This is a genomic window from Methylobrevis albus (genome assembly GCF_015904235.1).
In the GTDB taxonomy this organism is placed as follows: Bacteria; Pseudomonadota; Alphaproteobacteria; order Rhizobiales; family Pleomorphomonadaceae; genus Methylobrevis_A; species Methylobrevis_A albus.
Genome location: NZ_JADZLT010000052.1, coordinates 80,251 through 102,672, shown reverse-complemented (window position 1 = coordinate 102,672; position 22,422 = coordinate 80,251). Strand labels below are relative to the sequence as shown.

23 protein-coding genes are annotated in these 22,422 nt (G+C 69.7%); 8 read left to right on the top strand and 15 right to left on the bottom strand.

Going from position 1 to position 22,422, the window contains the following annotated elements; genetic code table 11:
* The first annotated feature begins 37 nt into the window (after nucleotides 1-37).
* Complete coding sequence (locus tag I5731_RS14160) at nucleotides 38-649, top strand: transglutaminase-like cysteine peptidase (protein ID WP_197312055.1); 612 nt, start codon at nucleotides 38-40, stop codon at nucleotides 647-649.
* Between the two features lie 243 nt (nucleotides 650-892).
* Here I5731_RS14160 and I5731_RS14155 read toward each other — a convergent pair whose 3' ends face one another.
* The 12 genes from I5731_RS14155 to I5731_RS14100 form a co-directional block, all read right to left on the bottom strand.
* The gene (locus tag I5731_RS14155; RefSeq protein WP_197312054.1) at nucleotides 893-1,522 is read right to left on the bottom strand and encodes a protein-L-isoaspartate(D-aspartate) O-methyltransferase; all 630 of its coding nucleotides are present in this window, start codon (nucleotides 1,520-1,522) and stop codon (nucleotides 893-895) included.
* A gap of 135 nt (nucleotides 1,523-1,657) precedes the next feature.
* The gene (locus I5731_RS20035; protein ID WP_197312053.1) at nucleotides 1,658-2,377 is read right to left on the bottom strand and encodes a CatB-related O-acetyltransferase; all 720 of its coding nucleotides are present in this window, start codon (nucleotides 2,375-2,377) and stop codon (nucleotides 1,658-1,660) included.
* Between the two features lie 77 nt (nucleotides 2,378-2,454).
* Complete coding sequence (gene surE / locus I5731_RS14145) at nucleotides 2,455-3,210, bottom strand: 5'/3'-nucleotidase SurE (protein ID WP_197312052.1); 756 nt, start codon at nucleotides 3,208-3,210, stop codon at nucleotides 2,455-2,457.
* A 52-nt stretch (nucleotides 3,211-3,262) separates the two neighbouring features.
* A complete protein-coding gene (serS, locus tag I5731_RS14140) occupies nucleotides 3,263-4,537 on the bottom strand; it encodes a serine--tRNA ligase (RefSeq protein WP_197312051.1) in 1,275 nt (424 codons plus the stop codon).
* 72 nt (nucleotides 4,538-4,609) lie between these two features.
* The gene (gene tatC / locus I5731_RS14135) at nucleotides 4,610-5,398 is read right to left on the bottom strand and encodes a twin-arginine translocase subunit TatC (protein ID WP_197312050.1); all 789 of its coding nucleotides are present in this window, start codon (nucleotides 5,396-5,398) and stop codon (nucleotides 4,610-4,612) included.
* The gene (tatB, locus tag I5731_RS14130; RefSeq protein WP_197312049.1) at nucleotides 5,395-6,048 is read right to left on the bottom strand and encodes a Sec-independent protein translocase protein TatB; all 654 of its coding nucleotides are present in this window, start codon (nucleotides 6,046-6,048) and stop codon (nucleotides 5,395-5,397) included. The genes tatC and tatB overlap by 4 nt, the downstream gene beginning before the upstream one ends.
* A gap of 141 nt (nucleotides 6,049-6,189) precedes the next feature.
* Entirely contained in the window at nucleotides 6,190-6,411 is a 222-nt protein-coding gene (locus I5731_RS14125) for a twin-arginine translocase TatA/TatE family subunit (protein WP_197312048.1), read from the bottom strand.
* A gap of 206 nt (nucleotides 6,412-6,617) precedes the next feature.
* Nucleotides 6,618-7,730, bottom strand: coding sequence for an ABC transporter ATP-binding protein (locus I5731_RS14120; RefSeq protein WP_197312047.1), 1,113 nt, complete (start codon nucleotides 7,728-7,730; stop codon nucleotides 6,618-6,620).
* A gap of 20 nt (nucleotides 7,731-7,750) precedes the next feature.
* Complete coding sequence (gene scpB, locus I5731_RS14115) at nucleotides 7,751-8,467, bottom strand: SMC-Scp complex subunit ScpB (RefSeq protein WP_197312046.1); 717 nt, start codon at nucleotides 8,465-8,467, stop codon at nucleotides 7,751-7,753.
* Nucleotides 8,464-9,300, bottom strand: a complete 837-nt coding sequence (locus I5731_RS14110) for a segregation and condensation protein A (protein WP_197312045.1) — start codon at nucleotides 9,298-9,300, stop codon at nucleotides 8,464-8,466. The genes scpB and I5731_RS14110 overlap by 4 nt, the downstream gene beginning before the upstream one ends.
* A gap of 32 nt (nucleotides 9,301-9,332) precedes the next feature.
* Nucleotides 9,333-10,349: a beta-N-acetylhexosaminidase gene (nagZ, locus tag I5731_RS14105; protein ID WP_197312044.1), complete on the bottom strand. Its 1,017-nt coding sequence runs from the start codon at nucleotides 10,347-10,349 to the stop codon at nucleotides 9,333-9,335.
* Nucleotides 10,350-10,428: 79 nt separating this feature from the next.
* Nucleotides 10,429-11,265, bottom strand: coding sequence for a lytic murein transglycosylase (locus I5731_RS14100; protein ID WP_328838856.1), 837 nt, complete (start codon nucleotides 11,263-11,265; stop codon nucleotides 10,429-10,431).
* Between the two features lie 213 nt (nucleotides 11,266-11,478).
* Here I5731_RS14100 and I5731_RS14095 point away from each other — a divergent pair, with 213 nt between their 5' ends.
* From I5731_RS14095 to I5731_RS14085, 3 genes are all read left to right on the top strand, one after another.
* Nucleotides 11,479-11,850, top strand: a complete 372-nt coding sequence (locus tag I5731_RS14095) for a YciI family protein (RefSeq protein ID WP_197312042.1) — start codon at nucleotides 11,479-11,481, stop codon at nucleotides 11,848-11,850.
* Nucleotides 11,847-13,109: an RNA polymerase sigma factor gene (locus I5731_RS14090; RefSeq protein ID WP_197312041.1), complete on the top strand. Its 1,263-nt coding sequence runs from the start codon at nucleotides 11,847-11,849 to the stop codon at nucleotides 13,107-13,109. The genes I5731_RS14095 and I5731_RS14090 overlap by 4 nt, the downstream gene beginning before the upstream one ends.
* A 94-nt stretch (nucleotides 13,110-13,203) precedes the next feature.
* Nucleotides 13,204-14,754 (top strand): MFS transporter, encoded by a 1,551-nt coding sequence (locus I5731_RS14085; RefSeq protein ID WP_197312040.1) that lies wholly within the window; start codon nucleotides 13,204-13,206, stop codon nucleotides 14,752-14,754.
* A 102-nt stretch (nucleotides 14,755-14,856) separates the two neighbouring features.
* Here the strand turns inward: I5731_RS14085 and I5731_RS14080 are convergent, their stop codons facing one another.
* The 3 genes from I5731_RS14080 to I5731_RS14070 all read right to left on the bottom strand — a co-directional run bounded on the left by I5731_RS14080 (nucleotide 14,857) and on the right by I5731_RS14070 (nucleotide 18,383).
* Nucleotides 14,857-15,354: a YciE/YciF ferroxidase family protein gene (locus tag I5731_RS14080; RefSeq protein WP_197312039.1), complete on the bottom strand. Its 498-nt coding sequence runs from the start codon at nucleotides 15,352-15,354 to the stop codon at nucleotides 14,857-14,859.
* Between the two features lie 84 nt (nucleotides 15,355-15,438).
* Nucleotides 15,439-17,070 (bottom strand): CRTAC1 family protein, encoded by a 1,632-nt coding sequence (locus tag I5731_RS14075; protein ID WP_235981791.1) that lies wholly within the window; start codon nucleotides 17,068-17,070, stop codon nucleotides 15,439-15,441.
* The gene (locus I5731_RS14070; RefSeq protein ID WP_235981790.1) at nucleotides 17,067-18,383 is read right to left on the bottom strand and encodes a vanadium-dependent haloperoxidase; all 1,317 of its coding nucleotides are present in this window, start codon (nucleotides 18,381-18,383) and stop codon (nucleotides 17,067-17,069) included. The genes I5731_RS14075 and I5731_RS14070 overlap by 4 nt, the downstream gene beginning before the upstream one ends.
* A gap of 581 nt (nucleotides 18,384-18,964) precedes the next feature.
* Between I5731_RS14070 and I5731_RS14065 the strand changes: the two genes are divergently transcribed.
* The 4 genes from I5731_RS14065 (at nucleotide 18,965) to I5731_RS14050 (ending at nucleotide 22,376) form a co-directional block, all read left to right on the top strand.
* Entirely contained in the window at nucleotides 18,965-19,261 is a 297-nt protein-coding gene (locus tag I5731_RS14065) for a hypothetical protein (RefSeq protein WP_197312038.1), read from the top strand.
* Nucleotides 19,262-19,735: 474 nt separating this feature from the next.
* Nucleotides 19,736-20,791, top strand: coding sequence for a LacI family DNA-binding transcriptional regulator (locus tag I5731_RS14060; RefSeq protein WP_197312037.1), 1,056 nt, complete (start codon nucleotides 19,736-19,738; stop codon nucleotides 20,789-20,791).
* Nucleotides 20,788-21,561: a glutamine amidotransferase gene (locus I5731_RS14055; RefSeq protein WP_197312036.1), complete on the top strand. Its 774-nt coding sequence runs from the start codon at nucleotides 20,788-20,790 to the stop codon at nucleotides 21,559-21,561. The genes I5731_RS14060 and I5731_RS14055 overlap by 4 nt, the downstream gene beginning before the upstream one ends.
* Nucleotides 21,562-21,602: 41 nt before the next feature.
* Nucleotides 21,603-22,376 (top strand): ATP-binding cassette domain-containing protein, encoded by a 774-nt coding sequence (locus tag I5731_RS14050; protein WP_328838852.1) that lies wholly within the window; start codon nucleotides 21,603-21,605, stop codon nucleotides 22,374-22,376.
* Nucleotides 22,377-22,422: the final 46 nt, after the last annotated feature.

The following is a 22,422-nucleotide window of genomic DNA, read 5'->3' as shown; positions in this document are numbered from 1 at the left end:
TGTCATTCTTCTCGTCATGGATCGACGGGGGGTACCCATGGCGCCGAAGCAGACGAAAGCAACCTGGTCGCTGATCGCCGGCCTCTTCCTCGGCCTCGCGGCCGTGGCCCCGGCACAGGCGGCCGGCATGCAGATTGTCGGCAACACGTCGCCGCCGGCCGGCTTTGTCCAGTTCTGCCGCGATAATCCGAGGGACTGTCGCACCTACGGCAAGGTCAACCAGATCGTCCGCCTCGACCCGAAGACCATGGCCCGGCTCAACGCCACCAACACAAGCGTCAACCGCACCATCTCGCCGGCGACGGACGAGGAGATCTACGGCGTCGTCGAGCACTGGGCCTATCCGGCGCTGGTCGGCGACTGCGAGGATTACGTGCTGCTGAAGCGCAAGCTGCTGATCGAGGACGGCTGGCCGGCGAGCGCGCTGCTGATCACCGTGGTGCGCGACGAGGTCGGCGACGGCCATGCCGTGCTCGCCGTGCGCACCGACCGCGGCGACCTCGTGCTCGACAACAAGACCGACGAGATCCTGCTCTGGCAGGAAACCCCCTACCGCTACATCAAGCGCCAGTCGGCCCGCCAGCAGACCGCCTGGGACATGATCGACGACAACCGCATGGTGGAAGTCGGCAGCATCCGGCGGCCGTGAGGGGTGGCGGCAGGTCCTGCTGAGCCCTGGAAAACCGGCCGCGGCGGCTCACAGGGGGAGGATGCCGACGCCTCGGCTTTTCCCTCGCCCTTCGAAACAGGCGCTACGCGCCTTCCTCAGGATGAGGGAAAAGGACAAGCCCCTTCCGCGAGATGTGAGCTTACGAAGGCCTCATCCTGAGGAGACCCGGAACGGGTCGTCTCGAAGGGCGAGGCCGGGCGCGCCGGACTTGGCCCGACTAGCCTACAGCTTGACCGCCATGCCCTCGATCAGCGGCAGGTAGCGCACCGTGCGCAGTTCCGTGCGGGTGAACGTGCGGTCCTGGCGGCGGAGGGTCACCAACGTCTGCGTCGGCCCCTCGCCGACCGGCGCGACCAGCAGGCCATTCTCGTCGAGCTGGTCGAGCAGCGCCCCCGGCACCGATTTGATCGCGCCGTTGACGATGATGCGGTTGTAGGGCGCGTGGCGAGTGAAGCCGTAAAGCCCGTCGGCGGCGATCAGGGTGACGTTGTCGACCTTCAGCATGGTCAGCCGGTCTTCGGCGAGATCGATCAGCGTGCGATAGCGGTCGACGCTGACCACCCGCATCGCGAGCTGCGCGATCACGGCCGTCTGGAAACCGCTGCCGGTGCCGATCTCGAGTACCTTGTCGCCGGCCCGGATTTCCAGCGCCTCGACCGCCCGCGCGATGTCGGTCGGCGCCGACGTCACCTGGCCGCACTCGATCGGCAGCGGCCGGTCGAGATCGACGCTCTGCTGGTACTGCGCGGCGAGGAACAGCCGCCGCGGCACGCGCTCGAGCGCCGCCAGAAGGCGGCGGTCGACGATGCCGGCGCTGCGCAGTTTGAGGATCAGGGCGGCTGGGTTGGACATCGGATCAGCTTCGATCGGTGGCTCCCGCGACCGGGTGCCGGTGACCATCATCTATGGCGGCGGCACGGTTAACGCCAAGTCACGACGGCAACTCCGGGACGGCTCGCCCGTTCGGCGCCGAGCGCCAGGACCGATTCAGAGCTTGGTGTTCGCGTCGAGAACCCGCACCGTCGGCTCGAAGGTCGGCAACTGCCCGTCGGCGATCAACTCTTCGAGGAGGTCCAGCGCAGCCGGCACGTTGCCATAACGCAGACCGTGCTCGACCGCGTGGCGGAGATCGTAATTCCACCACGCCAGCCGCTGCAGCCGCTGGATGGTGGCGCTGTCAAACCTGTGCCGAATCAGTTTGGCCGGAACGCCGCCGACGATCGCGTAGGGCGGAACGTCCTTCGTCACCACCGCGCCGGCGGCAATCACGGCGCCATCACCGACCGTGATGCCGCGCACGACGGTCACTCCGCGGCCGATCCAGACATCGTTGCCGATCCGGGTCCGGACGTTACCGCCGAATTTCTCGCCCGACAGCATCTCGCGAAAGGCCTGCGAACCGCTGAACGGGCCGGTACTGCCGAAGGCAACGAGGTTGGTCGTCAGAAAGTCGAGAGGATGGTTGGTCGGGCCGATGGCGACGTTCGGGGCGATCGAGCAGTAACGGCCGATATCGACATTATTGCAGGTTGAACCCGCCCCAATGTAGCTGAAGGCCCCCATCTGGCACTGGCCCGAGAACTGGCAGTGGGCGCCGGCCGACGGCGATTCCGCCGTGACTTTTCCTGAAATCGACTGCGGCTTGAACTTGAAGAACGTGTCGCTGTGAGCCGCGCCGTCATCCCTGCCGATCATCGCACCGTCCACTTTCCAAGATCCCGCGCCCGCGTCGCGGTCGCCCCCCGACGATGCCGGAAACGACCGCTGTCCCGGCCACGCCCCGATCAGCCGATCGCCGAGCCAAGCCAGCCTAGGCTCTCGTCATCGGTCATGTCGAGCCGCAGCGGTGTGACGGATACATATCCCCGCGCGAGCGCGTCGACATCGGTGCCAGGCGCGGGCTCCTTGAAGGTTCGCCCGTAAAACAGCCAGTAGTAGGGCTTGCGGCGGATATCCATGCGGGCCTCGATGCCGAGGCCGTGCAGCGAGGCGCCCTGGCGGGTGACTTCGACGCCTTCGACGGCATCAGGGGCGCGGTTGGGGAAGTTGAGGTTGACGAGGGTGCCCTTCGGGATGCCGGCCGCAAAGACCTTGCGGATCACGGCCGGGGCGTGCGCCTCGGCGGTCTCGAACGGAATCTCGCCCTCCCCGGCCCACTCGTAGGCCTGGCTCAGCGCGATCGACGGAATTCCGAGCAGCGTGCCCTCGATCGCCGCCGCGACGGTGCCGGAATAGGTGACGTCGTCGGCCGCGTTCTGGCCGGCGTTGACGCCGGAGAGCACGAGGTCCGGCGGCTCGGGCATCAGCTGGCGCACCGCCATGATCACGCAGTCAGTCGGCGTCCCACGCACGGCAAAGCGGCGATCGTCGAGTTCCCGGACACGCAGCGGGTCGTGCAGCGTCAGCGAGTGGGCAAAGCCGCTCTGGTCGGTTTCGGGTGCCACGATCCAGACCTCGTCGCCGACGGCTGCGGCGATCCGCTCCAGCGCCTCCAGCCCGGGCGCATGGATGCCGTCGTCGTTGGTGATCAGGATGCGCATCTGTCCGCCTTCTCTCTCGCCGTGCCGCCCACCAGTCGTACCGGGTCGGCCGTCAGCCGATTCGCGTCGTCCCGCCCATGTAGGGTACGAGGGCCGACGGCACCGTGACGCTGCCGTCCGCGTTCTGGTAATTCTCCATCACCGCGATCAGCGCACGGCCGACGGCGACGCCGGAGCCGTTCAGCGTGTGCACGAAGCGCGTCGCCTTCTCGCCGGCGACCCGGTAGCGCGCGTTCATGCGCCGGCCCTGGAAATCGCCGCACACCGAGCACGACGAGATCTCGCGATACGCCTTCTGCCCGGGCAGCCAGACCTCAATGTCCCAGGTCTTCTGCGAGCCGAAGCCCATGTCGCCGGTGCAGAGCGTCAGCACCCGGAAGTGGAGATCGAGGCGCTTCAGCACCTCCTCGGCGCAGGCGAGCATCCGCTCGTGCTCGGCGAGCGAGGCATCCGCCGCGGTGATCGAAACGAGCTCGACCTTGTTGAACTGGTGCTGGCGCAGCATGCCACGCACGTCCCGCCCGGCCGAGCCCGCTTCCGAACGGAAGCACGGGGTCAGCGCGGTAAAGCGCAGCGGCAGGTCCTTCTCGTCGAGGATTTCTTCGCGCACGAGATTGGTGAGCGAGACCTCCGCCGTCGGGATCAGCCAGCGGCCGTCGGTGGTTCGGAAGAGGTCCTCGGCGAACTTCGGCAACTGGCCGGTGCCGAACATCGCCTCGTCGCGCACCAGCAGCGGCGGGATGACCTCGGTGTAGCCGTGCTCGGTCGTATGCAGGTCGAGCATGAACTGGCCGAGCGCGCGCTCGAGCCGCGCCAGGCCGCCCTTCAGAACGGTGAACCGGCTTCCCGACAGCTTCGCCGCGCGCTCGAAATCCATCAGGCCGAGCGCCTCGCCGATCTCGAAGTGCTCGCGGGTGAAGTTCTGCGGCGCCGGCAGCTCGCCGTGGGTGCGGTAGACGACGTTGCCGGTCTCGTCGTGGCCGTCGGGCACGTCGTCGAGCGGCACGTTGGGGATCACGGCGAGCGCGTCGGCGAGCGCCTTGTCGAGCTCGCGCTCGGTCTGCTCGCCGGCCTGGATGAAGCCCTTGAGGTCGGCGACCTCGGCCATCAGCGCGGCGGCGCGCGCCTCGTCCTTCTGCGCCTTGGCCTTGCCGATCTCCTTCGAGGCGGCATTGCGCTTTTCCTGCGCGTCCTGCAGCGCGGTGACGTGGGCGCGGCGCTGCTCGTCGAGCGCGATCAGTTCGGCCGAGAGCGGGGCGGCGCCGCGGCGCGCGAGCGCACGGTCGAGCGCCTCGGGGGCCTCGCGGATCCACTTGATGTCGAGCATGGGGCGGCGTCCTGACGGGAAGCTGGGGATCGGGGTGCGCCGCCCCCGATCCAGCCCGAAGTGCGATTCCGCTCAGGAATCGGTGGACGCCGCTTTGGCCTCCGACTTCCGGTCCATCATCCGGACGGCAATGATCGAGACTTCGTAGAGAAGCATGGTCGGAACCGCAAGCATGATCTGGCTGAGCGGATCGGGCGGCGTCAGGATCGCCGCGGCGACGAAGGCGAGCACGATGGCATAGCGCCGCTTGTCCTTCAGCGACTGCTCGGTGAGCACGCCCATGCGGGCGAGCAGCGTCAGGATCACGGGCAGCTGGAAGGTGATGCCGAAGGCGAAGATCAGCGACATGATCAGCCCGAGATACTCGCTGACCTTGGGCAGGAGCTGGATCGCCGCCTGCCCCTCGCCGCCTTCCTGCTGCATCGACAGGAAGAAGGTCATGATCGCCGGCATCACGAAATAGAACACCAGCAGCGCGCCGAGCAGGAACAGGATCGGCGTCGCGACCAGGAACGGCAGGAACGCCTGGCGCTCGTTCTTGTAGAGGCCGGGCGCCACGAACATGTAGATCTGGTTGGCGATCACCGGGAACGCGATGAACAGCGCGCCGAACAGCGCGATCTTCAGCTGCGTGAAGAAATACTCCTGCGGCGCGGTGTAGATCAGCTGCACCTGCTGGTCGAGACCGGCGGCGTTCTCGTAGGGGATCACCAGGATGTTGAAGATCGTCGTCGCGAAATAGAAGCAGACGAAGAAGCAGATCGCGATGGCGATCACGGACTTCAGCAGCCGGGACCGCAGCTCGATCAGGTGATCGATCAGCGGTGCGCGGGAAGCCTCGATGTCGTCGTCCTCGCTCATGCGCCCTCTCCGGCAGGACCGGTCTTGATCGGTGCGGCGGGCGTCGGCGCCGCCGTGGGGGATTGCGGCGCGGGCGGGGCCATTTCGGACGCCGGCGCCTGAGGGCTGGACGCCGCCGGAGCCGGCGGCGGGGCGGCTGGCTCGGCAAAGCTCGGCGGCTCGGCCGGCGGTACGATCGTCGGGGCGGGCACGTCGACCGGCCGCGGCGTCGATGCCGGCTCGGCGGGCGCGGCATGCGCCGCCGCAGCGCCCGGCCCGGCGGTCGCGGCGGCGGCCGCGCTGGCGCCGGTGGTGACGGCGGAGGGTGTCGATGTCGCGGCGGGCGGAGTCGCCGGGCTGCCGATCGTGCGGATGTCGCGCTTCAGGTCTTCACCCGCGGTGCGGATCGGGTCGAGCGCCTTCTTGACCCCCTCGAGCGGGTTCAGCGCCTTGACGTCGGAGACGACCTTGCGCGCCTCCTCGATGTCGATCTCGCGCTCGGCCTCGCGCAGCGCCGCATTGAACTGGTTCTGGAACTCGCCGGCCATCCGCCGGCCCTTGCTCACGAACTGTCCGACGGTGCGCAACAGCCGAGGCAGGTCCTTGGGGCCGACGACGAGAATCGCCACCACGGCGACGATGAGTAATTCGGTCCAGCCGATATCGAACATGGGCGGAATTCCAGGCAGCGGAGGGACCGCCGCGACTTGCGCGCACCAGCACGCGGGACGTCACGAGTCGATCCGGCCGCGCCGCCGGCGGCACGGGCGGATCGGCCTCGTTGGACCGCGCCGGGGCGGCGCGGCGGGCCGTCAGCCGAGGGAGTTGACGTCCTTGGCCTTCTCGGTCGGCATCGGCTCGCCGGACTTCGACTCCAGCGTCTTCGCCTCGGCCGTGTCCTCGGACATGCCCTTCTTGAAGTTCTTGATGCCCTTGGCGACGTCGCCCATCAGCTCGGGGATCTTGCCACGGCCGAACAGGAGCAGCACCACCGCGAGCACGATGAGCCAGTGCCAGATGCTGAACGAACCCATATTTCCAAACTCCAGTATCGTGCGGTCCCGATTTTGGCCGGCACTATTGCAGAAAGGGTTTGGCACCGCAACAAACCGGCCGGAGCCTGATCCGCCACCATTTCCGGCGCCGGGACCTGCGCACGGCCCCTCACCCGGAACGGCCAGGCTCTCCGTAGAGATGGGCACGCATGCGCCATCGGTCCAGTCCCGGCCGGCCCGAAAGCCTAATCCTTCGCGAAAACCAGCACGTCGCGGGCGTCGACGGTGATCGCGACCTCGTCGCCGGCGGCAAAGGCGACGTCGTCGCGCACCCGCGCCTGCAACGGCCGCTCCAGTCCCTCGACGGCGACCTCGAACAGCGTCACCTCGCCGAGGAAGCGGCGGCGCAGCACGCGACCGGGGCTGCCGGCGCCCGGCGCACCGAGCTTCAGCCCCTGCAACCGGACGCAGACCACCGCTGCGGTGCCGTCCGCCAGCCCCGGCGCCGGCATCGCGCCGAGCGGCGTCGCGACGGCACCGGCGGCGACATCGCCCTCGATCTCGTTCATTTCAGCGAAGAAGCGCGCGACGAAGAGATCGGCCGGCGCGCTGTAGAGGTCGGCGGGGGTGCCGACCTGTACCAGCCGCCCGCCCCTCATCAGCGCGATCCGGTCGGCCATGCGCATCGCCTCTTCCGGATCGTGCGTGACGACGATCGCCGTCGCGCCGGTTTCCTTGAGCACCGCGAGCGTCTCGTCGCGCACCACGTCGCGCAGGCGCTTGTCGAGGCCGGAGAACGGCTCGTCCATCAGGAGGATCGCCGGCCGCGGCACGATCGCCCGCGCCAGCGCCACCCGCTGCTGCTCGCCGCCCGAGAGGGCGTGCGGATAGTCGCTGGCATAGGCCTCGAGCCCGACGCGGGCGAGCGCTGCGCGTGCGGCCCGCGCCGCCTCGGTGCGGTCGAGCGATTTCAGGCCGAACATCACGTTGGCGAGGATCGTCATGTGGGGAAACAGGGCGTAGTCCTGGAACATCAGCCCGATGCCGCGCCGCTCCGGCGGCTCCAGCAGCGTCGCGGCGGACACGATGCGCCCGTCCATCGAGACCGTGCCCGAGAGCACCGGCTCGAGCCCCGCTGCGACCCGCAGCAAGGTGGTCTTGCCGCAGCCCGAGCGGCCGAGCAGGCACAGTACCTCGCCGGGACGCACGTCGAGCGACACGCCATCGACCGAGAGCGCGTCGCCATAGGCGTGGCAGACGTCGTCGAACACCAGTCGCGCGGCGATCGAGGCGCCCGCCGTGCCGCGCCGGCCCCAGCGCGGCTGTTCGACCTGCTTGCGTGTCTGCGTACCCGGCATCTTCACTCCGCTGCGGCCGCTCAGCCGGGGCCGCCCTCGTCGTTGTCCCCGTCCTCCCCGTCCGGTCTCCCGTAGTCGAGAACCCCGGCCCCGTCGAGGGGGTCTTCGTCGGGGGCCAGCATGTCGTCGTCGCGCGGCACCGGAATGCGGAAGCCCGGCGGCACCTGCCCCTCCAGCAGGCCGGCGCCGCGCAGTTCCTCGAGGCCCGGCAGGTCGCCGATGGCGTCCAGGCCGAAATGCACGAGGAAGTGATCCGTGGTGCCGTAGGTGACGGGCCGCCCCGGCGCCCGCCGCCGGCCGCGCATCCGCACCCAGCCCGCCTCCATCAGCACGTCGACCGAGCCCTTCGAGGTGGAGACGCCGCGGATCTCCTCGATCTCCGCCCGCGTCACCGGCTGGTGGTAGGCGATGATCGCCAGCGTCTCCAGCGCCGCGCGCGACAGCTTGCGCGGCTCGGCCGCCTCGCGGTGCAGGAGGTAGGCGAGATCCGGCGCGGTCTGGAACATCCAGCCGCCGGCGACCTGCACGAGATTGACGCCGCGCGCCGCATAGGCCTGCTGCAGGTCGCGCAGCAGCGCCGTGAGGTCGGTGCCCGCCGGCAGCCGCCCGGCGAGCGTCGCCGCGGTCAGCGGCTCTGCCGAGGCGAACAGCATCGCCTCCAGGATACGCAGCGCCTCGCGGCGGTCGGCGGAGGCGAGGTTCGCGATCGTCGCGCCGGGGCGGCCGGTCTCGCTCATGCCGCGCCCTCCCCGTCGTCCGCCCCGCCCGGCGCCTCGCCGGGCCGGCCGTCGGCAGCCCTGACATAGATCGGCTCGAACGCCCCGGCCTGCCGCAGCGCCAGCTTGCCCTCGCGCACCATCTCGAGGCTCGCCGAGAACGCCGACGCCCGCACTGTGGCGCGCAGGGCCGGCGTCGTCATGTAGGGGGCGAGGAACAGCTCGATCGGCGTCCAGTCGGCCATGCGGCCGATCAGCCGGGTGAGGATCTCGCGCGCCTCGGCGAGCGACCACACCGTGCGCAGTTTGACGTGCACCCGCGTCACCATCTGGCGCTGACGCTGCGCCGCATAGGCCGCGAGGAGATCGTAGAGCGTCGCCGTGAAGGCCGGCCGTCCGTCCACCGCGATCGGTTCGGGTGCGCCGCGGGCAAAGACGTCGCGGCCGAGCCGGTCGCGGTTGACGAGCCGCGCGGCCGCGGCGCGCATCGCCTCCAGCCGGCGGAGCCGCTGCGCGAGCAGCGCGGCCATCTCCTCGCCGCTCGGCTCGTCGTCGTCGGAGGGCGTCGGCGGCAGCAGCAGGCGGGATTTCAGGTACGCGAGCCAGGCGGCCATGACGAGATAGTCGGCGGCGAGTTCCAGCCGCAGCTTGCGCGCCTCCTCGACGAAGGCGAGGTACTGCTCGGCGAGCGCGAGGATCGAGATCCGCGCCAGATCCACCTTCTGGGTACGGGCGAGCGTCAGCAGCAGGTCGAGCGGGCCCTCGAAGCCGTCGACGTCGACGATCAGCGCCGGCTCGCCGCTGAGGCGTGCGCCGGGCTGGTCTTCCTCGAAGGGGTCAGTGCGCTCGGACACGTCCGCAGGCCTTCCTGAGCTCCCCCGCCCGATCAGGCGAGCGGCGCCTCGGCGGCGGCGAGCGCCAGCGCGAGTTCGGCGCGCAGGGCGTCGAGATCGTCCGGGTCGGGCGTGCGGATCGTCGCCAGCGCCGCCGCCGCGCGCCGTTCCGCTTCCGCCGTCAGCGCCGGCACCACGCCCGCGAGCGCCGTCATCTCGTCCATCGAGCCGTTGCAGTGAAGCACGACGTCGCAGCCGGCGTCGAGGCAGCGCAGCGCCCGCTCGGGGATCGTCCCCGACAGCGCGCCCATCGAGACGTCGTCGCTGAACAGCAGCCCGTCGAAGCCGATCTCGCCGCGGATGATGGTGTCGATCACCCGGCGCGAGGTCGTCGCCGGGCCGGCCGGGTCGATCGCCGTATAGACCACATGCGCCGTCATCGCCGCCGGTAGGCGGGCGAGCGTCCGGAACGGGGCGAAGTCGGTGGCGGCGAGCACCTCGTGCGGCGCGTCCACCACCGGCAGGCGTTCGTGGCTGTCGACCAGCGCGCGGCCGTGCCCGGGCATGTGCTTGATCACCGGCATCACGCCGCCCTTCTCGAGCCCGAGCGCGAAGGCGAGCGCGAGTTCCGCCACCGTCTCCGGGTCTTCGCCGAACGAGCGGTCGCCGATGATCTCGCTCTGGCCGGGAATCTGCAGGTCGAGGCAGGGGGCGCAGTCGACGTCGATACCGACTTCGGCGAGATCGGCCGCGATCAGCCGCCCGGCGATCCACGCGAGGTACATCCCCCCCTCGCGCGCCGCCTTGGCGACCCGCGCCGCCGACGGCGCCTTGTGCCAGACCGGTGCGGTGAGCCGCTGCACCCGGCCGCCTTCCTGGTCGATCAGCACCGGCGCGTGCCGCCCAACGGCACTGCGGAACTCGTCGACCAGCGCGCGCACCTGCTCGCGGCTTTCGACGTTGCGGCGGAACAGGATCAGCCCGAACGGCTGCGCCTCGGCGAAGAACGCCGTCTCCGCCGGGTCGAGCCGCAGCCCGGCGGCGCCGGACACGAAGGCACGGACGCTCATCCCTGGTTCTCCCGCAGTATAGCCGTGAGTTTCCGACCGGGCGCCGGCGCCCGGTCGGCGAGGCCGGGGCTGGCCGCGCTCAGTTCAGCTTCGAGGCGAACAGCGCGATGGCGCGCTGGTAGTTCTCCGACTTGTTCCAGCCGACCAGCGCCTGGAAGTTCGGCTCGCCGGGCTGGTAGCCGGCACCGGGGATCCAGCCGTGCGCGCGCAAGAAGTTCGCCGTCGAGGCGAGCACGTCGGGCGTCGAGCGGATCAGGTCGCGCCGGCCGTCGCCGTCGAAATCGACCGCGTACTTCAGGTAGTTGGAGGCGAGGAACTGGGTCTGGCCAACCTCGCCGGCCCAGGCGCCGACCATGTCCTTCGGCGACTTGTCGCCGCGCTGGATGATGGTGAGCGCGGCCAGCAGCTCGTTGCTGAAGAACGGCGAGCGGCGGCAATCGTAGGCGAGCGTCGCCAGAGAGCGCACCACCGACAGCTTGCCGGTGACGGCGCCGTAGTCGGTCTCCATGCCCCAGATCGCGGTCAGGATCTCGCGCGGCACGCCGTACTGCGCCTCGACGGCGTCGAACAGGCGCGCGTGCTTCGTCAGCATCTGCTTGCCCTTCGAAATCCGCCCCCCGGTGACGCGCTTGGCCGCAAAGCTCGCGAAATCGGTTTTGAACGTCGCCCGCTGGCCGCGGTCGAGCTTGATTACCTGGGTGTTGTAGGTGACGGAATCGAGGGTGGCTGCGACCTGCGGTGAGATGCCGGACGCGATCGCCTGCTGCTTGAAGGCCGCGGTCCAGGCGGAGAAGCCGGAGGCGTCGTTGCCGCACTGCTGGGCCGCCGCCGGCGCGGCGACGACGAGGGCGGCGAGCGCCGTCAGGGTCGCCAGCGGGCGGCGAAGTGAGCGGGCGGAAGAGCGGAAATTGGGCACGTTTGACCTCTCGCGATGGATCGGATCGCTGCCGCCCGAGGGCGGCGTGACCTTGTAGATTGCCCCGTCAAGGTTGACAAAGCACTTCACCTGCCCGCCCCGGTCAAGTCCGAACCGCATTGCGGCCGTCGCTTTCAGCCCGCGCGACATTTCATTGCGCCGCCCTGTCGGCGCTCGGCATAGTCCGGCGTCCTGTGTCACGAGGAGGCCCCGATGCTCTACACCATCCTTTGCTACCATCAGGAAGACGTCGTCTGCGCCTGGAGCGCCGAGGAAGACGCCGCCGTGATGCAGCGTCTCGCCGTGGTGCAGGAAAACCTCGCCCGCGCCGGCAAGCTCGGCCCCGTCGTGCGCCTGCTGCCGACCACCGCCGCCACCACGCTGCGCAAGGACCGCGAGCCGCCGCTCGTCCTCGACGGCCCCTTCGCCGAGACCAAGGAGCAGTTGCTCGGCTTCTACGTCATCGACGTCGCCGACCTCGACGAGGCGCTCGCCATCGCCCGCGACCTCGGCGAAGCCAATCCCGGCGGGTCTTACGAACTGCGTCCCATCGGCCTGTTCCGGCCCGGAGCCACCTCGCCGTGACCGACATCGCCTGGATCGAGGCCGCCCTCACCTCCGCCCGCCCCCAGGCGCTCGGCGCGCTGCTGCGCTATTTCCGCGACCTCGACACCGCCGAGGAGGCGTTCCAGGAGGCCTGCCTGAAGGCGCTGCGGCACTGGCCGGAGAAAGGCCCGCCGCGCGATCCGACCGCCTGGCTGATCTTCGTCGGCCGCAACGCCGCCCTCGACGGCGTCCGCCGCCGCGCGAAGCTGCAGGAACTGCCCGACGAGGCCGCGATCTCCGACCTCGGCGACGCCGAGGACGCGATGGCCGACCGCCTTGACGGCGCCCACTACCGCGACGACATCCTGCGGCTGATGTTCATCTGCTGCCATCCGGAGCTGCCGGCGACGCAGCAGATCGCGCTCGCCTTGCGCATCGTCGCCGGCCTGTCGGTGCGCCAGATCGCCCGCGCCTTCCTCGTCGGCGAGGCGGCGATGGAGCAGCGCATCACCCGGGCCAAGGCGCGGATCGCCGGTGGCGAGGTGCCGTTCGAAACCCCGGGCGCGGCCGAGCGCGCCGAGCGGCTCGGCGCCGTCGCCGCGATGCTCTACCTCGTCTTCAACGAGGGCTATTCCGCCGGCGCCACCGACGCCGGCGAGCGCGGAGCGCTGTGCGACGAGGCGATCCGGCTCGCCCGGCTGCTGATCCGGCTGTTTCCCTCCGAGCCGGAAATCATGGGCCTCACTGCGCTGATGCTGCTGCAGCGCTCGCGCGCCAAGGCGAGGTTCGACCCCAACGGCGAAGCGATCCTGCTTGAAGAACAGGACAGAAGCCTCTGGAATAAAAAGATGATCGCCGAGGGGCTGGCGCTGATCGACAAGGCGATGCGCCACCGCCAGCCCGGCGCCTATCAGATCCAGGCGGCGATCGCCGCCCTGCATGCGCGCGCCGCCCGCGCCGCCGACACCGACTGGTCCGGCATCGCTGCGCTCTATGCGGCGCTGGAGCGGATGCAGCCCTCGCCGGTCATCACCCTCAACCGCTCCGTCGCGGTCGCCAAGGTGCACGGGCCGGCGGCGGCGCTGGCCCTGATCGAGCCGCTGGAGAACCGGCTCGCGGGCTATTTCCACTTCTTCGGCGTCAAGGGCGCCTATCTCGTCGACCTCGGCCGCCACGAGGAAGCCCGCGCCGCTTTCAACCGCGCCATCGCGCTCGCCGCGTCACCCGCCGACGCCGCCCACATCCGCCGCCACCTCGACCGCCTCACCGACGGCAGCACGGCCATCGGCGGCCGGTGAATCTTACCGGCGACGCGACGTGCAGCCGTCGCACAGCTCTGCTAATCAACCCGGCTCGCCGGCCGCGTGCGGCACCGACGGGCGGGATCAGGAGATGATGATGGATGCGAGCGTGAACCCGGCGGCACTCCGGGCCGGACGGCGCGAATGGCTCGGGCTCGCGGTCCTCACCCTGCCGTGCCTGATCTATTCGATGGACCTCACCGTCCTCAACCTCGCCGCGCCGCAGATCGCCGCCGACCTGAAGCCCTCTGCCGCGCAGATGCTCTGGATCGTCGACATCTACGGCTTCCTCGTCGCCGGGTCGCTGATCACCATGGGCACGCTCGGCGACCGCATCGGCCGCCGCCGGCTCTTGATGATCGGCGCGCTCGCCTTCGGCGCCGCCTCGATCCTCGCCGCCTTCGCCCCGAACGCCGAGCTGCTGATCGTCGCCCGCGCGCTGCTCGGCATCGCCGGCGCCACCCTCGCCCCCTCGACCCTGTCGCTGCTACGCAACATGTTCGACGATCCGCGCCAGCGCACCTTCGCGATCAGCGTCTGGGGCACCAGCTATGCCGCCGGCAGCGCGATCGGCCCGGTGATCGGCGGCATCCTGCTCGAATTCTTCTGGTGGGGTTCGGTGTTCCTGATCGCCCTGCCCGTCATGGCGCTGCTGCTGGTCGTCGGACCGCGGCTGCTGCCGGAGTTCCGCGACGCCAATGCCGGCCGCCTCGACTTTGTCAGCGCCGGCCTGTCGCTCGCGGCGGTGCTCGCGGTGATCTACGGCCTGAAGCGGATCGCCGAGCACGGCATCGGCTGGCTGCCGTTCGCCTCCATCGCCGCCGGCCTCGTCCTCGGTGCGCTGTTCGTGCGCCGCCAGCGCCGGCTCGCCGACCCGCTGATCGACCTCGCGCTCTTCCGCTCGCGCGTCTTCTCCACCGCGCTCGGCGTCAATGTCGTCGGCTGCCTCGTCATCTTCGGCATCTTCTTCCTGCTCGCGCAGCATCTGCAGATGGTGATCGGCCTGTCGCCGCTCGAGGCCGGGCTCTGGACCCTGCCGGCGGCGCTGGCGATCACGGCGAGCTCGATGTCGGCGTCCTTCATTGTCGCAAGGTTCCGGCCCGCGACGGTGATCGCCGCGGGCTTCGGCCTGCTCGCCTTCGGCCTCGCGCTGATGCCGCTGGCGCATGGCCGCTTCGCGCTCGAGATCATCGTGGGAGCCTGGGTGATCAGCGCGGTCGGGCTCGGCCCGATCTTCATCCTCACCACCGACCTCCTGCTCGGCGCCGCGCCGGCGGAACGCGCCGGCGCCGCCTCGGCGATCTCGGAAACCGGGGCCGAGTTCGGCGGCGTGCTCGGCATCGCCGTGCTCGGCAGCGTCGCGGTCGCGGTCTACCGCACGGCGATGCTCGATGTCCCGGCCGGCCTCGACCTGACACCGGCCGCGATCGCCGCCGCCCGCGACACGCTGGGCGGCGCCGTCGCCATGTCGATCGAGTACCCCGGTCCGTCGACCACCGCCCTGCTCGACCTCGCCCGCACCGCGTTTTCGGCCTCGGTCGACACCGTGGCGGTGATCTGCGCCGTCATCGCCGTCGCCGGCGCGGTCGCCGCCTGGCGGCTGCTGCGCGACGTCGAGCGCCCGAAGGGTGGGCACGGCTGACTGCGGACACAAAAAAACGCCGGACCTTTGCGGGGTCCGGCGTGATCTGCTGACGGCGCGGCCGACGGCCGCGCAGAGCGTCGGGGAACGGAGGGCCGAAGGTCAGGCCGCCTTGCGGTTCACGCCCTGCGCCGCGAGGCCGGACAGCAGCTTGTCGGTCTTCTTCTCTTCCTCCAGCGTCTGCTTCAGCAGCGCGACGGCGTCCTTCATGCCGAGCTGGCCGGCCCACGCGATCAGCGTGCCGTAGCGCGCGATCTCATAGTGCTCGACCGCCTGCGCGGCGGCGACGAGGCCCGGGTCGAGCGCGTCGCTGCCCTTGTACTCGTCCATGATTTCCTTGCCCTCGTCGACGAGGCCCTGCATCGCGGCGCAGGGCTTGCCCTGCGGGCGCTTGCCGAGCAGTTCGAACACCTGCTCGAGCCGCTGGATCTGCCCATCGGTCTCCTGCAGATGAGTTTCGAACGCCTGGCGCAGCTCGTCGCTGGTCGCCGACTTCGCCATCTTCGGCAGCGCGCGCAGCACCTGCTTCTCGGCGTGGTAGACGTCCTTCAGCGTATCGAGAAAGAGATCGTCGAGCGTCATTTCCTTGGCGGATGCCATGGTCGTGTCCTCCGTTGGCGTCGACTTTGCGATCGACGAACCCCAACCGGATGTGGCAGCGATTGTTCCTGAGCGTGGCGCGCGTCAGCCCGGCGACCACGGCATGGGATCGGCGTCGCGGCCGAGCACGAAGCGCCCCTCCGCCGCCACCTTGTGCCACGGCCCCGCCGTGCCGTCCGGCCAGAGCACCCGCACCTCCGCCTCCGTCTCGCCGCCGAGCCCGAAGTGCCACCAGCCGGCATGGCCGCTGGCATGGCCGCCGCCGACGGTGATTTCCCGGCGCAGCACGCGCTCGCCGCAGCGCACCTCGACGAAGGCGCCGATGGCGTCGCGGTTCGGCCCCGGCTGCGCGAGCTTCAGCAGCAATCCGGCGCCGGTGCCCTCGCCCGCCCCGGTGTTGCGCCAGAGCTCGGCGCCCTTCCAGCGGTTGACCACGACGAGGTCGACGCGGCCGTCGAGGTTGAAGTCGGTGAGAAGCGCGCCGCGCGCGATCCGCGTGCTCGCCACCCCGGCCCGGTCGCCGGCCTCGACGAACTTGCCGTCGGGCTGCTGCAGCAGCAGGTTGTTCGGGTCGAGCGCCGCGAAGTCCGGCATCTCGGCGACGTTGCCCTTGGCGACGAAGAGGTCGACGAGCCCGTCGTTGTTGACGTCCTCGAACTGCGCATGCCACGCCGTGCTCGGCTTCACGTCGTCGCCGACATAGGGCCGGTGCGCGGTGACGCCCTTCGCCAGCGCAACGTCGCCATAGCTCGGCTTCGCCGCCGCGCCGTCCGGCACCGGGGCGAGCTTCTGCAGCCGGTTGTCGGCCATGCTGGTGAGGTAATATTCGGGGAAACCGTCGAGATCGAGGTCGTAGCTCGCGATCCCCATGCCCCAGATGCGCACATAGCGCCAGCCGTCCGCCTCGGTGTAGAGCGCCGGCGCCTTGCCCGGCTCGACGCGCCAGAGCTGCTCCTGCCCGCCCTTGTAGTACTCGCGGTCGTTGGAAACGCGCAGCGCCGGCGTGCCGGAGCGGTTCCAGTCGGTGAACAGCATGGAGAGCGCGCAGTAGCTCGGGGTCAGCGCCAGCGGCGGCGCAAAGCCTGGTCCCGAGCCCTGCGGCCGGTGCAGCCAGTTGTCGGTGCACGAGCCCCACGGCATCACGCTGCTGCGGTCGATGTAGTTGCCGATGGCGATTGTCGGCCAGCTCGCGCCCTTCTCCCAGGTCGCCGCCAGCGCCGTCGACCAGCCGTCGCCGCCGTCGAAGCCGAACGCCTCGTTGGCCCGCTCGAACTTGCAGCCGCCGAGGCCGCGCATCACGACGTTCTCGCCGATCCTGAGCAGCACGAGGTCCATGCGGCCGTCGCCGTCGATGTCGAGCGGATAGGCGCCCGTGACGGCGTCGAGTTCGAGCCCGCTCGCCGCGCCCTCCTCGAACTTCAGAGCTCCGCCGAGTTCGGAAGCGTTGCGATAGAACTTCGCGGGTGCCTCGCCGCCGGCGAGCAGCAGGTCGGGGAAGCCGTCGTCGTCGCAGTCGAACGACGCGGCGCCGCCGCCGACCATGTACTCCCAGTCGCCGGCATAGACGCTGTCGAGCCCGGCCGCCGCCGTCTCGTCAACGAAGCTCGGCACCGCCGGCCCCTCGTCGGCCCGGGCGGAGATCAGAGAGCCGACGCCGATGGCGAGGGCGGCGAGAAGGGCCGGCAGGCGGCGGCGAAGAAGGTGCATCGTCGTCATTTGCGCGTCCTCAGCGCGGCCGCATAGGCGCCGATGCAGCGGCCCTGGTCGAGGCCGAGGTCGATCGCCGCGCGGAAATGGATGCCGCCGTAGAGCCGCGAGATGCCGGCCTCCTCCGCCGCTGCCCAGAGGCTCGGGAAGCTGCGCGCCGGCAGGCCGTCGTCCTCGTGGGTGCGGTCGGTGAAGGCGCGGTTCTCGCCGAACAGCGCCGTCAGCACCTCGGCCGCGGCGCCCGACTGCGTGCTGTGGCCGCTCGGATATTCCGGGAACGGCGGCGTGATCAGCAACGGCTCCCACTTCGGGTCGATCATGCGGCGGATGACGGTGACGGGCCGCACGAGATCGTAGCGGAACTTTTCGTGCCAGCAGCCGATGAAGGCGTCGGCCAGCGTGATGCCGAGCTTCGCCATCACCTCGGCATGGCGGTCGAGGCCGGCGCCGTCCTGCTCGAGCAGCTGCAACGCGATCGAGATCCAGTGCCCCGGCGGCGTCGGCGACAGCATCGGATCGTCCGACCAGAAGCGCGCGATCGCCCGGTGCTCGTCGGAGAGCTGCACCCGCGCGTCGTAGACCTCCTTCGCCTCGATGAAGAACCGCGACGCCGGATCGTCGCTGTAGTCGGGCGGCGGCGGCAGGTCGCAGGTGGCGCCGCTCGGCATCGCGAAGGTCCGGTTCTCGCCCCAGCGCGGCAGCAACGGCCGCTGCTGCTGGTCGAAGGTGCTGGTCGGCTTCCAGCGGCCCGGCCCGTCGCCGAGCGCGAAATCGGCCGGGAAGCCCATGTTGTCGATCACCGCGCCGCCGTCGTCCGCCGACCAGGCGAGCACGTGGGCGGCGATCGCGCGGCCGTAGTCGGTGCTGGCGGTGACGGTCGCCGCCGGCAGGCCGTCCGCAACGCTCGCCGCCAGCTTCGCCTCGACCAGCTTCAGCGCCCGCTGGCCGGTCGGGCCGGTATTGCCGAAGAGCTCGCGCGCCGCCGCGGCCACGGTCGCCTGCACCACGACCGCCGCGTCGAGCGCGGCGTCCGGCGGCGGCGCGGGCAGCGGCCCGAGCGCCTGCACCTGGCCGGCGAGCGAGACGAGATCGCCCTCGCCGACAGCCACCGAAGCCTCGAAGGCGGCGACGCCGAGATAGGCGAAGGCGCGGCTCGCGACCGGGGGCGAATAGGTCGGCGTGTGCCGGACGAGTTCGAGCACCAGCCCGTACCACTCGCGCAGCACCGTCTCCGGCGCCGGCCGCTCGGCCGCCGCCGCCGGCCCGAACCCGAGCCCCGCCATCACCACGGCCGCCGCGGCCATCGTCCGGATCGCAAGCATGAAAGCCCCTGACGTCCCCTGCGTCCGACTGACGCGGACATTTGCGCCAGTAAGCATGCGCGGCGTTCGGGCGGCAAGACGGAAGCGAGGGAGGCGACGGGGGATGCGGTTCAGTCGCGCGAGGGGCCTAGTGGAACGGGCGTCGATCGATGCAGGACCGGAGGCAGCCCCCTGGAGACCGTCATGGTCCGCGGAGGCGGACCATCCACGACCGGCCCCACGGGCGGGGTGCCCCACCGCGAAGTCTCCCTGTTCTCCACCATGTCCGCGAGCCTGAAGTCCGGGCTTTCGTGGATGGTCCGCCTGCGCGGACCATGACAGACTTTGGAGGACGTCGAGGCGCAGGCAACGGTCGGCGAATCCACGGAACCCGAACTTCGGCAACCGTCCTGATCCGCCTCCGCGTACCAAGACGGACTTCGGACCGGGTCTACGGGTAAGAAGCGATCTGACAAGCCAGAACTTGGTTTGAGACGCGTGATCACAAAGGAATAGTCAGGCGAGTGCGGCCTGAGCAGAGTACCGGTCAGAAGCGGCACTATATGTTCGATGAAAACGGAAATTATACAGGAGAATGTTAGATGATATTGACGTTAGAAGATATGAAGAAAAAGTTTTTCAATTTAATTGACGGTGTCGAGTCGAGAGAACAAATTGCCGAGTTCGCAAGCTTGGCGATGCGAGCGGGAGATGCCGATAACCTTTTTGTTCAACCGGAGGATTTCATCAAGGTGTGGAGATGCTTAGGCTATCTGAGCGGAGTTGATCTAGAGATCGAGCGAGGTGTCTATCTGCATAGTAATTATGATTTCATTGAGGAAATGAAAACATTCGGCTTCATTGAAGATAATCACAAATTGGTTAAAACACGAGATTAAGAAGCTTCGATTTTTTCAGTATCACAAGGTTTTCGTGAATAGAGATGTTTTGGCCAATTGCACTGTAATGGAGACAGAACTCTGAAGGCCGTCATGGTCCGCGCAGGCGGACCATCCACGACCGGCCCCACGGATTGGCCGTGTCGAAAAGCGATGCCCTCGGGCGGCGCGACCAAGTCCGTGCGGCTCGAGACCGGGCTCTCGTGGATGGCGAGCCGGCGCGGACCAAGACGGACTTCGGCGAAGCTCGAGTTGCAAGGCGTGCCCTAGAGAGGGGCTGGAAACGGACCTCGCCCCCTCGCCGCGGGTCCCGGACCACACAGCGCGCTAGCCCGCTCATCCCGCGCCCAGCCGAATTCTTGTGCAGACAATGCCGCCCAAATGGGCTTGCCCCATCGCCTTCCCTTCGCTTAACCTCTTTGTAAAGCGGTATACAAGCTACGCCACCCCCTCGATAAAGCGGTTTACGAAGCGATGAAGCAGCCAGCCAAGCTCAAGGATGTCGCGGAACGCGCCGGGGTCTCCCCGGCGGCGATTTCGCGCTTCCTGAATGGCTCGCTGTTGCTGCCCGAAGCCACCGTGAGCCGGATCGAGGCGGCGATCGCCCATTTCGACTACCGCCCCAATCCGCATGCCCGCCGCCTCAGCCTCGGCCGTTCCGACACCATCGCGCTGGTGCTGCCCGAGATCGGCAACCCGTTCTTCGCCGAACTCGCCGCCGCCGCCGAGGAGGCGGCCTCCGAGCAGGGCCTCGGGGTGATGCTGTTCGCGACCGGCAACCGGCGCGCCCGCGAACTCGAATATCTCGCCCGCCTCGGCAGCAGCGACGTCGACGCCCTGCTCTTCGTCACCAACCTCACCGACGACGACGGCGCGCTGGCGAGCGCGATCGGCCGTGCCGCCCGCGTCGTGCTGCTCGACGAGGACGTGCCGGGCACCAGCGTCACCAAGGTCTTCTGCGACAACGAGGCGGGTGGCCGGCTCGCGGCCCGCGCCTTCCTCGAAGCGGGCCACCGCCGGCTGGTCTACATCGGCGGCCCGCGCGACCTGATGAGCTCGCGCGAGCGCGGCGCCGGCTTCCGCGCCGCCGCCCGCGAGGCCGGCCTCGCCGAGGCCGCCGTCACTGAATTCTACGGCGACTATTCGCTGGCGCACGGCCGGGCCACCGCCGAGGCACTGCTGGCGGACGGCGCGCCGCCGACCGCGATCTTCGCCTCCAGCGACCAGGTGCTGCTCGGCCTGTTGCCGGTGTTCCGCGCCCACGGCGTCCGCGTCCCGGCCGACGTCTCGCTCGTCACCTTCGACGACGTCGCCCCGCTCGACTTCTTCGACCCGCCGATCTCGGCGATCCGCCAGTCGATCTCCGACATGGGTCGCACCGGCGTCGAACGGCTCGTCGCGCTGATCCGCGGCGAGAACACCCCGGCGGAAATCCTCCGCCTGCCGATCGAATTCGTCGCCCGCGCCTCGGTGGCACCACCGCGGGGCGATGGAAAATTCCAAGAAAATTCAACGTGGAGACCACGATGACCAGGAAAAGGCTGCTGCTGCTCGGCGAGAGCTGGGTGACGTCCGCAACCCACTACAAGGGCTTCGACCAGTTCGGCAGCACCACCTATCACCTCGGCGGCGAGCCCTTCGTGGCGGCCCTCAAGGACCGCTACGACGTCGACTACATGCCCTCGCACCTCGCGGCGACGGACTTCCCGTCCACCGCCGAAGGCCTCGCGCAGTGGGACGTCATCGTCATCTCCGACATCGGTGCCAACACGCTGCTGCTGCACCCCGACGTCTGGCTCACCGGCAAGCCGCGGCCGAACCGGCTGAAGCTGATCCGCGAGTGGACCCGCAAGGGCGGCGGCCTCGTGATGTTCGGCGGCTACCTCACCTTCCAGGGCATCGACGGCCGCGGCCGCTGGGCCCGCACGCCGGTGGAGGAGGCCCTCCCCGTCGCCTGCCTGCCCTACGACGACCGCATCGAGGTGCCGGACGGCTTCACCGCCGAGATCACCGGCCCGGCCGACCATCCGGTGCTCGCCGGCCTCGGCGGCGAGTGGCCGCTGCTGCTGGGTGCCAACGAGGTCCGCGTCAAGGACATCGACGGCGTCGAGGTGCTCGCCCGCCTGCCTGCCGAAGAGGGCGGCCATCCGCTGCTCGTCACCGGCAGCTACGGCGCCGGCCGCACGCTGGCCTGGACCTCGGACGTCGGCCCGCACTGGGTGCCGAACGAGTTCGTGCAGTGGGAGGGCTACGCCCGCCTCTGGAACAACGTCGCCGACTGGGTCTCGCGCCAGACCTGATCACGAAAAGCTGCGACCCGGAGCCGAGAGAGGACAAGCCCGTGACGGACGTGCCGTTCCTGAAAGCGAGATCGATCGGCAAGCAGTTCGGGGCCGTGACGGCGCTCGCCGGCGTCGACGTCGACATACGCCGCGGCGAGGTGCTGGCGCTGCTCGGCGACAACGGCGCCGGCAAGTCCACCTTCGTGAAGGTGCTCGCCGGGGCGCACCGCCCGACGTCGGGCACGCTGGAGATCGAGGGCGCGCCGGTCGAGCTCGCCTCGCCGCAGGACGCGGCGGCCGCCGGCATCGCCACGATCTACCAGGAGCTGGCGCTGTCGGAGAACCTCTCGGTCGCCGAGAACGTCTACCTCGGCCGGGAATCGGTGCGGCGCATCCTCGGCGTGCCGATCCTGAAAAGGGCGGAGATGCGCCGGCGGGTCGACGAGCTGCTCGCCGAACTCGACGCGCACATCCCCGACCCCGACCTGCCCGTCGGCGGCCTCTCCGGCGGCCAGCGCCAGGCCGTGGCGATCTGCCGGGCGCTCAACCTCGACGCCCGCCTCGTCATCATGGACGAGCCGACCGCGGCGCTCGCGGTCGCCGAGACCCGAAAAGTTCTGTCGCTGGTGCGCAACCTCGCCGGCCGCGGCTGCGCCGTGGTGCTGGTCAGCCACAACATCGCCGACGTGTTCGAAGTCGCCAACCGCATGGTCGTGTTCCGCCGCGGCGCCAAGATCGCCGAGCGGCGGCGCGACGAGACGACGCCGGAAGAGATCGTCGCCTTCATCACCGGCGCCCACCCGAGCCTGAGGAGCCTCGAGCACCTCGGCTAGGCGCAAACGAATCCCCAGATCGGCCGCGGCCCCCCGCGGTCCATGA